The organism is Roseimarinus sediminis (assembly GCF_050433125.1).
In the GTDB taxonomy this organism is placed as follows: Bacteria; Bacteroidota; Bacteroidia; order Bacteroidales; family Prolixibacteraceae; genus Roseimarinus; species Roseimarinus sediminis.
Window position 1 is genome coordinate 1 of the sequence record NZ_JBNPXV010000005.1, and the last position, 13,390, is coordinate 13,390.

Below are 13,390 nucleotides of genomic sequence, written 5' to 3' on the forward strand. Positions count from 1 at the left end.
GCAAAGGACGGAAAGCCCATAAAACGCTTCGCCAGCGTCCTTTCGAGAATCTTGTCAAGTACAAACACTTATTGGATATCGAAAAATATGCGAGCATGAAGTTCCATGCGAAAGCTACAGGAAGAACTCTATCGGTAAGCCGTATGAGCGAATAGTTCACGTACGGTTTGATGCAGGGGGCACTGATAGTTTATCCAGAATACGTACATTTATCGGTACTAATTTTGAGTAAGCTATCAGGCTCTACTCTACGCTTTAATATTAAAAAACCGAATTCGAATTTGACAAATTGCCGAAATTAGCATAAATTGCGTCATATAAATGACGGTATTATGAATTATTTAGTCAGAGACTTATCGGAGAATATTATCAGGAAGTTACAATCCAACAAAGTTGTAATAGTTTTCGGCGCTCGAAGAGTTGGAAAAACTGTTCTTGTAAAAGAGTTACTTAAAAAAATTGACGAACCTGTGCTTTCTTTAAATGGCGAGGATATTAATGTACACGACAAACTTGCAATTAGAAGTGTTGAGAATTACAAGCAACTTTTAGGTTCATACAAATTTATTTACATTGACGAAGCTCAAAAAATTCCGGAGATTGGCTTAAAACTAAAACTTATGATTGACGAAATTGAAGACTTGAAAGTAATCATCTCAGGCTCTTCTTCTTTTGACATTCATAAAGATGCTGGAGAGCCGTTGACTGGAAGAAAATACTCATTCAACCTTTTTGCACTTTCTGAGAATGAATTCAATCAGGTTGAAAATAAAATTGAAAAAATTGACAAAGTAAGGGAACGGTTAATTTTTGGCAATTACCCTGAACTACTGCAACTGCCTGACCGAGAAGACAAAATAGACTACCTGAATGAAATGGTCAGTTCATATCTTCTAAAAGATATCCTGGTTTATGAAAACATAAAGAATTCTCAAAAAATATTCAACCTCTTACGATTAATCGCATTTCAAATTGGAGGAGAAGTGTCATTGCAAGAATTAGGGAAACAACTTGGAATAAGCAAAAATACTGTAGAAAAGTATCTTGATTTACTAAGTAAAGTTTTCATCCTTCACAAAGTAGAAGGATTTAGTCGAAACTTAAGAAAAGAAATTACAAAAAATTCCCGATGGTACTTTCTTGACAATGGAATAAGAAATGCTGTGATTGCAAACTTTAATCCAATTGAATCACGAAATGATATTGGAGCACTTTGGGAAAACTATATGATTAGCGAACGGCTCAAATATCAGGAATACAATAGACTGTCATCTAATAATTATTTCTGGAGAACCTATCAGCAACAAGAGGTAGACTGGGTGGAAGAAAGAGATGGTTCTCTTTTTGGTTATGAATTTAAATGGAAAGAAGCAAAAGTTAAGATTCCAACACAATGGAAAAATGCTTATCCTGATTCTTCATTTGAAGTAATAAACAAAGACAACTTCGAAAAATGGTTGACATGAAAATACCAAAGCTACAATAAACAGGAATATGAGCGACGCGCAGCGCCCAGCGATGATTTCAGCCAACTGGCGGATTGAACTACATCTATCCCGCTACGGTGTGCTGTACTTAGGGTCTGCTGATTTAAAGTAGAATTCTGTATTTTTAATCAGCTTTTCCACATTGGCGGGACTTGGTTCATCGCGTGGTGATGTAAATACAAAGGCAATAAGCCCGGCTAATTAAAAACTAAGTAATGATGAAGAAGATCCTTTTATTGACAATTTTGACGATCGGATATTATCTTTCGGGTTATTCTCAAGCTGCTAGTCAAGTCCAACGTAAGCGGTTTCAGATCGATACTGCATTAATGAAGTTGTCGCAAATCAGTGATTTAACAATCTTGTCTTTTTATGAAAATAAAGATTCGTATGACTTGTTAAGCGACTCAATACTTCAACGCTTCCAATTTCACCCTGATTTGTCAAAGATCGAAGCAAAAAATGGACAAGATTATTTTTCAGTCGATATTGCAACATCAACATTTGACCAAATGCCCTGTCTTTACCCTCAGGGCTTTTCGACTATGCCCGTAATTGTACCTGATTCGACAGTGAATTATACCTTGCAGATAAAAAACTGGTAAAGTGACTGTTGCTGAGGAATTAATTGTGAATAAAGACGGCAAAGATGATTTTTTTCGGATCAGGTTATAGAAAAAATATTTCACAAAATTATTAAGAATATGGCCTTATGCTAAAAACGGAAAATTCGACATACAAAAAACGCACGATGAAGTATCCGATTTTAGTTTGAATACATTATTAATAAAATAATAATTATTATTATATTGCAATTGCTGCTTAATGAGACTGATCCGGGACATTGTGTATTGACATTTTGTCGATAAGCTGCTTTGAGATTCAGATTGGCAGTCCACTAAAAAACAAACAACTAAAACGTGAATACCAAAGGCTTGTTTATAATTGTCCTGACCATCTCCATCATCGGTTTTTCAAGCGGAGTTTATCACAAATACATCAAACCGTATTCGGAAGATCGACTACAAATAGAAAGAACAAATTTAAATGGAGAGAAAATACAGCGACAATTAAATCTTGGAGAAATGATTGTATTGCTGAACAGGCTTGAGTCAATCAAGAAAGCAAATCGGATTGAATCTGACGAAAATGATGTAGTTATAAAAAGACTAAAAACCATTAATGCTGTTTTAATTCTTGGAATGCTTCTGTGCGTTTTTGCATTTATATGGTCGATTCAAAAGTTAAGGAAATTGACGTTCAGACAGTATTGACTAAGATATTGCCAATCTTTTAACATTCAGATTTCGGTAATATCCACCCACTTTTAGGGTGATACATAGCTATATCAGTCAGCCAACAGAAGTAACACAAATGTTATTGGCAGTAAATATATTAGACTAATTCTTGAAAATTGACCTCCGATTAAAGAAATAAGATGACTAAAAAAATAATTTTTGGCTCCCTACTCATACTTCTAATTTCTATAGAAACTTACGCTCAATCTAAGCGGGTTGACAGAATGTGTGATGAGTTTATCCAAAGTGCATTCCTTTCAGTAAACAATCAGACATTCTTTATTGTGAAATGGGAAAACAAAGATACCCTTAAGTATCACATTGAAGGCAAGATGGATTTCATTTCTGAAAAAAGCTGGAATGTATTTGTAAATGAGGTAGGTATGCTGGTTGGAATGCTCATTGTAGAAACAGCGAATCCGGCTGAAGCAGACATCCAATTATATTTTGGAGAGCTTATCGATTATTTTAATAAATACAATATGTCCTACAAAAGTGAGCTATTGCTGAATGACAATTTTGACTATTGGTCGAGCAGGCGTTACAATAAGCAAAATCAACTTCTTTTTTCAAGTTTCTGTATCGTGACTTCTAAAACCAAAACTAATGATCGTGGCGTTTATAATATTAAAAGACTGTTTATCAAATCGCTAGGGCTATTGGGAGTAGTTGATTCAAGAAGAAGCCTTTTCAATGCCAATTCTGCTGAGCCACCAACCGGGTTATATATCCAAGACAAAAGACTCATTAAATTATTCTATTCCGACGCAATTAAAGCTGGGATGAATCTTGATGAAGTTAATAAAGCATTGGAAACATTAGATTTAGAAGCGCATTACAAAGAGAAACTTTAGAACTGGCGGTATGGAATGCCATATTTAATTGCCGGTTTCGTTCTCCCACTTTTTTGAGCGCAGCGGAAACGAGTGAGTGAATAAGTCGTTGCAGGTTTTGTAAGTGTAAATATTCCTTTGGCTAAGCCAGGCTGGTCAAGGCCTTCCTCATTGTCTTTCTGACCAATAACTTTGTGATGAGTGACTTTCTGACTTACTGACTCTTTCCTTCTATGTATTTTACAGCATGTTTTGGCTTTTGATGCATAGTACAATAAAATATTTTATTAAATTGTAGCACCAAAAACAAAACGCCATGCAGCTCACCAAGCCACTGCAAGCCATTCACAATTTAACGAAACAAACTCCAAAGGAAGCTAATTAAATTAAGGAACATTTCGAGAATATCCACCCAAATAAAATCAATAACAATGAGCAAGACGAATTTAATTTTAATGGCGATTCTGACTTTGATACTAATTACATCGTGTGAGAAAGATGAGATAGAAAAGCAGCTTGTTTTAACATTACAACCCGATGGAAATCAAGGGAAAGATGCTGTTATAAGTAAGATTGTTCCGGACAAAAATTTTGGTGAGTTAGAAGATATTCATCTGTATGCATGGACTCAGGATGGAATGCTGAATGTGAATAGAGTGGTAATTGATTTTGATTTATCTTCAATACCAACAGATGCACAAATAGATCGTGCATTTTTGTCGTTATATTTTAATAAAAACTCTCGATATGGTAACGAACATAGCGGGGATAACCGTTTTATTATTCAACGAATAACTTCAGCCTGGGATGAATCGACCGTTTCGTGGGACACTGAACCAGGCACTATAACAACTCATCGGGTAAGTGTAGATGGATCGATTGATACAGCACAAGATTTTACTGATATTGATATTACAACACTAATCAGAGATGTAATTGAAAATAAAGACAACAGTTATGGACTTATGCTAAAATTAGAAAATGAAGCGGTATATAAGCGATTACTATTCGCATCAAGTGATAATCAGGATAAAAGCTTACGACCCAAATTGGAAGTCTATTATACACTTACAGAGTAATAAATAAAACCAAACAACATGACAATCAGAACTTTTTGGACACTATTTCTTAAGATTCTTGGGATTTGGCTGGTATTAAGCGGCTTGACTGTGATCCCTCAGTTTATTAGTGCATTCACCTTTTTTGGAGACAATCCGCAGGAAAATCTACTAGTGGTAATTCTTGTAATCGTTATAATGCTGCTGACGGTTGGTCTGTATTTTGTCGTACTGAAATTGCTGGTTTTTAATTCAGACCGGGTCATCGATAAATTAAAGCTGGACAAGGGATTCGGGGAAGAAAGATTAGACCTGGCTATTTCGCTGAAAACGGTGCTCACCATCGCGACCATTGTTATAGGAGGACTTATTTTCGTTGATGCTTTGCCCATGCTGGGAAAACAGCTGTTCACCCTTATTCAGAAGAAAGCCTTATTTGTGGAAAACCCTCAGGTCAGCTGGATCATCTTTTATGCTGTGAAGGCACTTATTGGCTACTTTCTCATGACCAATAGCCAGGGCATCGTTGGTTTTATTAACAGGAAGACAGCCAATATGGATCAGTTATGAAGAAAGTATTGTTGTTATTAGCCGAAGGATTTGAGGTGTTTGAAGCAAGTGTTTTCATTGATGTCATCGGCTGGAATCTGGTACATGGAGATGGTTCTACTCAGCTGTTTACATGCGGCCTGAGAAAGGAAATTAAAAGTTCATTCGATCAGAAATTTATTGTTGATTATTTGGTCAGCGAAATTGAAAGCAGCGATTTTGACGCATTGGCAATTCCGGGAGGATTTAAACTTTATGGGTATTATAACGATGCGTACAATGACACATTTCTTGAATTAATTCGCAGGTTCAGGGCCGATGATAAAGTGATCGCTTCAATTTGTGTTGGTGCTTTGCCATTGGGGAAAAGCGGGGTTTTAAAAGGCAAAAAAGCGACCACCTATGCCAGTGCAAATAGTCGGGATGCATTGAAAGAATTTGGTGCCAATGTGATCAACCAGTCTATTGTGATGGATGATCAAATAATTAGCTCCTGGAATCCATCTACAGCGATGAGTGTAGCCTTATTGTTGCTTGAGATCCTGACAAGCACGGAGAATGCTGGCGACGTGCGTAAACTGATGGGGTTTTGAGGCCAGATAATAAAACATCTCATCAGCAGGGAATGAGTATTGAAGAAGTATCGAAACGTATTTTGGTGCCTGCTGAACTGATTTTAAAACGATTTGAGCCGGAAAACTAATCGCCTGTTGAAAAAGAAGAACTTTACGAACCTTAAAGTGTAATTGGTTGTTATTAAATTGATTATAATAAAAAAACCGAATCATGAAAAAATTATATCCAATCCTTCTTGCAGTGATTATGCTGATGTTCTTCTCCTGTGGAGAAGACAATGACATGGCACCTCAGCTGAATTTTGAAAAAATTGAAGGTTTTGTACAGAAAGGCCCCTACCTGAACGGAACGACCATAAGCATCGCGGAGCTGAACAGTGATTTGTCCCCAAGTGGAAAAATATTTACATCGCAGATTCTGGATAATAAAGGTTCTTTTGAGATAAGGAATGTCGAATTAACTTCCCAATATGTTGAGTTAATGGCCGATGGATTTTATTTCAATGAAGTAAAAAATGCAAATTCGTCTGCCCGGCTGACTTTACTCGCGCTATCCGATTTATCGAATAAGAGTAGCCTAAATGTTAATGTTCTTTCTTCTTTGGAAAAGAATCGTGTTTATTATCTTACTTCTCAGGGGGAAAGCTTTTCTGATGCGAAGAAAATGGCGCAACATGAAATTCTTTCCATTTTTGAAATAGACAAAGAAGAGATTGGAGAATCGGAGCAACTGGACATTTCGAAACCAGGTGATGATAACGCCATATTGCTGGCTGTTTCAGTCATCCTTCAAGGCTATCTGTCAGTTTCGGAGTTGTCTGAATTGTTGGCGAATATCAGTACCGACATTCGGGATGACGGGCAGTTGAACAGTCAGGCCTTAGGTTCTACATTAATCAACAATGCCAAAACTATTAATTTGGCTGCTATTCGAAGCATGCTCGAAAGCAGGTATGAGCTCCTTGGTTTAAATATTTCAGTACCTGATTTTGAAAGCTATGTCAATCAATTTATTGAGAATACAGATTTTGTGTTTACCGGATTCATTGAATACCCTGCAACAGGAAAGTACGGGAAAAATATTCTTGACAGAGAAGAAAGTAATTATAGCCCGGGTACTTATTCAATGAAAGCAGTATTGCCCGAAGGAACGAATTTAAAGGTCAAGCTTGGAGGTCAAAATTGGTATTTCCCGGCATTTCAGGATAATACAGGTTGGGAATTCTCTCCTATTAATCCTTCGGAAAATTCCCGAATATTTACTGCAACAAGGACAGGTGAAATTGATTTTGAGCTAGCATTTGGAAGTCGTAGTGACAGCACCGGTACCATCTATCTTCATGTATATGAAAATGATGACCAGGAGGCAACATGGACAAAAGAGATTGAAATGAATTAGTGTTTTGATCTTTGTGCATTATTGCAGCCCGATATTTTACTGCAAAAACGCACTGGATGTAAATTTGAGAATAAGAATTAGCCATCGGTTTTAATTTAAATGTTTCGTTCCTGCGAAACTCCCGGCATTGTTTCTATCCGTTTATTCTGGATTGAAATCCAGCGTTATCAAATGAATCGTTCCTTCGGAACTTGTTGAAAAGAAATGCTTTATAAATCGATTAATAAGCAGTAAAATTGTATTGAAAAGTTTTCCGGAAATACCGAAGCAGAAAACCGTTCATGAATAAAAAACCAAACCTAATAACGATGAATAAAAGACTTCCATTAATTGGCCTGGCAATTTGCCTTTCGGTTTTTGCATTCGGGCAGTATGAGAAAGAAATAAGCTCGGAGATTAAACGCGTTACTGTTTTTACAAAAGGTGCTCAAATAGAAAGGGAAGCAAGGCTTTCGTTACAGGAAGGGCCAATGATTTTAAAGTTAACGGGCCTCTCGCCGTATATTAATAAGAAAAGCATCCGGATTGATGGTGATGGCTCCTATACGATCTTGACCGTTCAGCATCAAAACGATTATTTGAATGAGTTGGAAAAAAACAAAGAACTTGAGACGCTCAAAAATCAGATTGAAGCCATTCAAATGAAGATGGAGGAGGAAGAAACCCGGATAAAAATAATCGAAGACCAACTGAATTTTCTGCATGCCAACAAAGAAGTCAACGGCAAAGAACAAAGTATTAACCCCGAAACATTCAGGTTGTTGAACGCAATTTATGGTGAAAGTGTTGAGACACTTTACCTTAATTTACTTCAAAGGCAAAGAAATATCTCGGACCATAAAAAGGAGTTGGCAAAACTGAAGAGACAAGAAAGTTCGATCAACAGTAAATCGAACCTGCCATCGGGAACCATTGTGCTTGCCCTTGAAGCGAAGCAAGCAAAAACCACCGTGATTTCTTTCAATTATCTGGTCGACAATGCAGCCTGGTATCCTTCGTATGATATGAGGTTTCTCGGATTTGACCAGGACCTGAACATTAGCTATAAAGCCAATATCCGTCAGAATACCGGGATTGACTGGAAGGATGTAAGCCTGGTTCTTTCAACGGCCCAAACCGATCTTTCGGCCAGCATACCCGCATTGAGTCCGTTCTATCTGCAGTTTCATTATCCCGAAATGGCAGATGTTCTGCAGGGAAGAGTGGCAGGTGTGCAGCTGTCCGAAAAAGCCGATGCTCCTGAAGCCAATTCTGAAATCAGGATAAGAGGAGTCGGCGCTGTGTCAGGACTTGCCAATCCCTTGTACATCGTTGATGGAAGGCTGCAAAATGATATTTCTTCCATCGACCCGGATCATATTGCAAAAATTGATGTGTTGAAGGATGCAGCAGCAACTGCCTTGTACGGTAGCCGGGGGGCAAACGGGGTGGTGCTGATTAGCACAAAATCAGCCGGCGACCAATCATCGCTTCCCTTAACAATTACATCGAAAAGAGAGACTTCGAATGAGTACCTGCTTGATGCTTCACAAACCATACCTTCGAACAACAAAACGACTACGGTGAGTTTCAGGGAAGCTGAAATTGAAGCCGATTTTGTATACCAGGCAATTCCCAAGTTGTCGGAAAATGTGTTCCTGATCGGGAGAATTAACGATTGGTACAAGGCGGAGCTAAGCGATGGCGAAGTGAATGTTTACCTTGAGCATTCGTATGTTGGCCAGTCGAAAATCAATACAGCACAGTTCAGCGATACCCTGGAAGTTTCGTTTGGCATCGACAATAATATCAGCATACAGCGCGAAAAATTGTCGGAATTTACAGCAAATCAATTTATTGGTTCGAATCGTACCGAAACCATCGCCTATAAAATATCACTCAGGAATAATAAAAGCTACCCGGTATCCATTTTGGTTTATGACCAAATTCCTATTTCAACAACGAAGGAAATTCAGGTTGAAACTTTGGATGTATCAGATGGTAAAGCGGACAGCGAAACAGGAAAAGTAGCATGGGATCTTTCGCTGAGCCCTAATGAAAATAAGGAGCTGATTATTAAATATTCGGTCAAATATCCCAAAGACAAAAGGGTAATCGTTGATTAATGCGTAGAAGAAATTTGTCATGCGAAAGATCTTACCGGGGCCCCATCCATTTGTATGAAAAAAACGATTTCAAGATTGCAAAGGAACACGATGATTATTATGTGATGAGAAAAAGTCTTAAACAACAATAGTCTTTTATAAACAGGGTGGTGAACAGCATAATAGCATGTAAGTTTTTTCTTATTAAAAAAAACTGATAGTAAATGAATAAGCTGTGAATATTGTTTGTAAATTGATCGATAAATAACAAAAACCCTGATTATGAAAAAAACAGCCCTGTTTTTCTTGTTTTGCATGTTTGCAGGATAAGTGCTATTCGCACAGACTACTTATGTTGGTGAACTGAATTTAAATCAAAAAGACAAAATATTTTCTTTGATTTCGCCCAACGACACGCTCTCGGTATCCATCGAAAAGAAAGACCTTGATTTTAATGCAGGTCGTGATTTCCAATTGATTAAAATTAAGAACAAGGAATACCAGTTAATTGTAAAGGGCGATTCAATTAAATTAAGTGAATCGAAATCGACGATTGAGTTTTCCAATGGATTGAAATTCAATGTTGTCACAAGAAAGGCCCATCAGCTGATATTGTCGAATGAAGCAGGAAGCACCGTTGTTGATGCACTTTATCGGTTAAAAGGAAATAACGCTGATTTTGAAATAACGATTTATGACAAAGAATCGGAGATTGAATTGTTGGCGTACGCGACCAAGTATTTGTACGAGATGAGCCATAACGAGGTGAATACAACCGTTCCCTACTACTTTTTTATGTATTGAAAAACAGTCGGTTTGTGCTGGTTGTGAAGAACAATATGGTAAAAACCCAGAGCAATTCCGAAATATCTCGGGAATATTATCACGTGTCATTAAAAAGAAATTTCATCTGCAATCCATCGATGTTGAATTAAAAACCGATAGGTTTCATCAATGTTTTGCTTTAGTAGTCGGGTGAGTTCGATTACATCAGGCACCAGCCCTGTAATTGCTTCATGGATGTATTCATGGGTGATCTGGTTACGAAGGTCACGTATTTCAATCAATGATTATGCTGAGTGTACGAGATTTATTTTTTCAGCATTATGTAACAATCAATAAACGGTAAAAAAGGCTCATGCAGCAGCATCCAGCTGGTACGAATAACTTTTTGTGTGTAAATATCTGCTGTTCTTCCAAACTCGGATGTTAATGAATCAAATGATTCCATTTCTTCGAAGGAATAGGCATCTTTTTGACCGATTTTCATGCACTTCTCAACAGATAGCTGAAGTGTTTCCAACGATTTTTGAAGCAACTTAATTTCTTCCTGCAAAAGTTTTTTATGAATTTGATCGTTCATAATTATCAGCTTAGTCGGAAATTATATCGTTAATTAACATTGCATTATCTGAAGCAATGGTTTTAAAAGTACTTTCTTCGTTATAAGTAAAATTAATCAGATCTATTTTTTGCCACCCGAAGTTTAGATAGAAGTCTACTTTGAATTTTCGTATTACAGATAAAGGGATTTTTTCCTCAGAAAGAACAAAAAGATCAATATCTCCTCCTTTTGCGTGATCGTTGATCCGGGAGCCAAAAAGATAGAGCGGATTGTCATCGAAATAATCCGTTGCAGCTTTTTTCAAAAAATGTATGATTTCTGGTTGAAGTCGCATAGTTCAAAGATAAAGAAAAGAAAACAGATTTAAAGCACAGAGCAGACCGATCGCTGTTGTAATTCATTTTGAGCTCTTAGCCATTTGCATTCATTTTGCCTCAGTTATTTGCTTACAAAAAACATTTCCGCATGAAGCCAGCAAATAATTTGAATCAGCCTTCCAATATTAGCATGGAAATGCCAGCACAAGACCCGCAGTCTTTCTTTTTTCTCAATGACTTTCTAACTACTGACTGTTCTTTTTTGTTACGAAATAAAAATAAACGTACGAATGTTGGTAAAAAGAAATAAAAACGTATATTTGAACCAGAAAAGTAAAATAATATGGTTTATGTCAGATAAGAGTAAAAATAAAAAGTGGGTGGCGCTGGTGGATGCAGCTCAGCAGCTTTTCTGGAAATATGGGTTTAAGAAGGTAACCGTAGAAGAGATTTGCAGGGAAGCAGGGAGCAGCAAGATGACTTTTTATAAGTTTTTCGGCAACAAGCAGGAGATAGCCAAAACAGTGTTTGACCGGGTGGTTGAAAGAAATGTGGCGCAGTTTAAGGACCTGGTTGAGACTGCCAGCGATGCCTCCGACCTGATGCAGCAAATGATGCAGATGAAAAAGGACGGCATTCATGAAATCAGCAAGGAGTTTTTGGCTGATTTTTACGCAAATCCTGAATTGGGGCTGAAAGATTACATCGATCAGAAAACGGCCGAAGTATGGAATGAGATGCTGATTGATTTTAAACTATTGCAGCAAAAAGGGCTGATCAGAAAGGACATGAAGATTGAGTTCTTTCTTTACTTCACACGAAAATACACCGATCTGATCACCGATCCCTATCTGCTTCAACTTTACGATAACCCGGAAGATCTGGTGATGGAAATTACCAATTTCTCGGCTTACGGAATCTCTCCCAGAAAATAATTGTACACATGAAACGAGCTTTCCAAAATAGGGTAGTATTGACGTCTCCAATGGTTCTTGGCTTTCTTTCAGGATTGGTTTTCTGCTTTCTGTCTGGAAGCCTGTGGGCTCAGGAGCTGCGTTTTAGCGGACAGGCATCGGCCTGGACCAACTACAACCGCAGCCTTGAACTGAAGAGCTGGAACGGAGTGCGTTATTTGCCACAGTTGAATGCTGCCAAGGGCAATGTTTCAAAGGGATTGATCGACCTGGAGCTTTCGGCCAATGTGAATGGTACCGTGGCCACGCTTCCTTTTGATACCCTTTACCGCAAGGGGCAAATTAAGCCTTACCGCGCCTGGCTGCGTTTTGCAACACAGCAACTGGAGTTGAGAGCCGGTTTACAGAAAATCAATTTTGGTTCCGCATCGATGATCCGGCCACTCATGTGGTTCGATCAGCTCGATCCGCGTGACCCCTTGCAACTGACCGATGGTGTGTGGGGCCTGCTGGGGCGTTATTATTTTTTAAACAATGCCAACATCTGGTTGTGGTTGCTTTATGGAAATGAAACGGCCAAAACCTGGGAAATCGGGGCAACATGTCAGCTGCAGCCCGAATGGGGCGGACGCATACAATGGCCGCTCGGCAAGGGTGAACTGGCACTTTCGGGCCATCATCGCCTGGTTGATCCTGGTAATTTACTACCTGGAATGCCCCCTGTGGATCCCTTTGGTGAAAGCAGACTGGGGCTTGACGGTAAATGGGATCTGGGAGCCGGACTTTGGTTCGAAGCCGTGTGGATCGGCAAAAGCAGGGCTTACGGAGACTTTACCAATCAGATGATTGCCAGTGCCGGCACCGACTATACCTTTGGGCTGGGAAGCGGATTGAATGTCACTGCCGAACAATTGTTTTTTGCCTTCAATGAGGATCCCTTTCGTTTTGACCAGCATTTTCTTTTCAGTACCCTGTCGGTGAATTATCCGCTGGGTTTGAGTGGCCGTTTAAGCACCATGTTTTATTACGACTGGACCAACCAGGGTTTTTACAAGTTACTTACCTGGAATTATCAGTTGCCAGTATTTACTTTCTACGTGATGGGCTATAATAACCCCAAAAACTATCAGCTTCCTCTCAGCACGGGCGAGATGAATTTATTTGGCGGCACGGGCGTGCAGCTGATGATAGTGGTGAATCATTGAGGAGCAAGGAGCACGGAACACGGAACAAGGAATAAGGAATAAGGAATAAGGAACATTGAACAAGGAACAAGGAATAAGGAATAAGGAACATTGAACATGGAACAAGGAACAAGGAATAAGGAATAAGGAATAAGGAATAAGGAACATTGAACAAGGAATAAGGAATAAGGAACATTGAACAAGGAACAAGGAACAAGGAACATGGAACAAGGAATAAGGAAGATTAACCAGTATCGAGCAACCAGTATCGAGCAACCAGCAACGAGTAACCAGCAACGAGTAACCAGTAACGAGTAACCAGTAACGAGTAACCAGCAACGAGCAAC

General features: G+C 38.6%; 15 protein-coding genes. 12 read left to right on the forward strand and 3 right to left on the reverse strand.

All coding sequences use genetic code 11. The annotated features are described in order from the left end of the window. Positions 1–332 precede the first annotated feature (332 nt). The 10 genes from FHS86_RS07770 (at position 333) to FHS86_RS07815 (ending at position 10,087) form a co-directional block, all read left to right on the forward strand. Positions 333–1,466, forward strand: a complete 1,134-nt coding sequence (locus FHS86_RS07770; protein WP_429412425.1) for an ATP-binding protein — start codon at positions 333–335, stop codon at positions 1,464–1,466. A gap of 236 nt (positions 1,467–1,702) precedes the next feature. Then, positions 1,703–2,092 carry a hypothetical protein gene (locus tag FHS86_RS07775; protein ID WP_429412426.1) on the forward strand — a complete coding sequence of 130 codons (390 nt, stop codon included), beginning with the start codon at positions 1,703–1,705 and terminating at the stop codon, positions 2,090–2,092. A gap of 315 nt (positions 2,093–2,407) precedes the next feature. Further along, on the forward strand, positions 2,408–2,761 hold the full coding sequence (locus tag FHS86_RS07780) for a hypothetical protein (protein ID WP_429412427.1): 354 nt from the start codon (positions 2,408–2,410) through the stop codon (positions 2,759–2,761). A gap of 164 nt (positions 2,762–2,925) precedes the next feature. Next, positions 2,926–3,639, forward strand: a complete 714-nt coding sequence (locus FHS86_RS07785; protein WP_429412428.1) for a hypothetical protein — start codon at positions 2,926–2,928, stop codon at positions 3,637–3,639. 410 nt (positions 3,640–4,049) lie between these two features. After that, complete coding sequence (locus tag FHS86_RS07790; protein ID WP_429412429.1) at positions 4,050–4,697, forward strand: DNRLRE domain-containing protein; 648 nt, start codon at positions 4,050–4,052, stop codon at positions 4,695–4,697. An 18-nt stretch (positions 4,698–4,715) separates the two neighbouring features. Next, positions 4,716–5,246 (forward strand): hypothetical protein, encoded by a 531-nt coding sequence (locus FHS86_RS07795; RefSeq protein ID WP_429412430.1) that lies wholly within the window; start codon positions 4,716–4,718, stop codon positions 5,244–5,246. Continuing rightward, complete coding sequence (locus tag FHS86_RS07800; protein WP_429412431.1) at positions 5,243–5,818, forward strand: DJ-1/PfpI family protein; 576 nt, start codon at positions 5,243–5,245, stop codon at positions 5,816–5,818. The genes FHS86_RS07795 and FHS86_RS07800 overlap by 4 nt, the downstream gene beginning before the upstream one ends. Positions 5,819–6,011: 193 nt before the next feature. Continuing rightward, entirely contained in the window at positions 6,012–7,199 is a 1,188-nt protein-coding gene (locus FHS86_RS07805; protein ID WP_429412432.1) for a hypothetical protein, read from the forward strand. A gap of 308 nt (positions 7,200–7,507) precedes the next feature. Then, positions 7,508–9,304, forward strand: a complete 1,797-nt coding sequence (locus tag FHS86_RS07810) for a mucoidy inhibitor MuiA family protein (RefSeq protein WP_429412433.1) — start codon at positions 7,508–7,510, stop codon at positions 9,302–9,304. A 375-nt stretch (positions 9,305–9,679) separates the two neighbouring features. Then, on the forward strand, positions 9,680–10,087 hold the full coding sequence (locus FHS86_RS07815; protein WP_429412434.1) for a hypothetical protein: 408 nt from the start codon (positions 9,680–9,682) through the stop codon (positions 10,085–10,087). An 89-nt stretch (positions 10,088–10,176) separates the two neighbouring features. On the opposite strand, the gene FHS86_RS07820 is transcribed toward FHS86_RS07815, so the two are convergent. From FHS86_RS07820 to FHS86_RS07830, 3 genes are read right to left on the reverse strand one after another with little or no spacing between them, the layout of a single operon-like run. Then, positions 10,177–10,350, reverse strand: coding sequence for a hypothetical protein (locus FHS86_RS07820; protein WP_429412435.1), 174 nt, complete (start codon positions 10,348–10,350; stop codon positions 10,177–10,179). Between the two features lie 23 nt (positions 10,351–10,373). Beyond that, positions 10,374–10,646 carry a hypothetical protein gene (locus tag FHS86_RS07825; RefSeq protein WP_429412436.1) on the reverse strand — a complete coding sequence of 91 codons (273 nt, stop codon included), beginning with the start codon at positions 10,644–10,646 and terminating at the stop codon, positions 10,374–10,376. 10 nt (positions 10,647–10,656) lie between these two features. After that, a complete protein-coding gene (locus tag FHS86_RS07830; RefSeq protein WP_429412437.1) occupies positions 10,657–10,962 on the reverse strand; it encodes a nucleotidyltransferase domain-containing protein in 306 nt (101 codons plus the stop codon). A gap of 333 nt (positions 10,963–11,295) precedes the next feature. Here FHS86_RS07830 and FHS86_RS07835 point away from each other — a divergent pair, with 333 nt between their 5' ends. Together FHS86_RS07835 and FHS86_RS07840 are read left to right on the forward strand one after the other, a co-directional pair. Continuing rightward, positions 11,296–11,880 (forward strand): TetR/AcrR family transcriptional regulator, encoded by a 585-nt coding sequence (locus FHS86_RS07835; protein WP_429412438.1) that lies wholly within the window; start codon positions 11,296–11,298, stop codon positions 11,878–11,880. 8 nt (positions 11,881–11,888) lie between these two features. Further along, positions 11,889–13,064, forward strand: a complete 1,176-nt coding sequence (locus FHS86_RS07840; RefSeq protein ID WP_429412439.1) for a hypothetical protein — start codon at positions 11,889–11,891, stop codon at positions 13,062–13,064. The last annotated feature ends 326 nt before the right edge of the window (positions 13,065–13,390 follow it).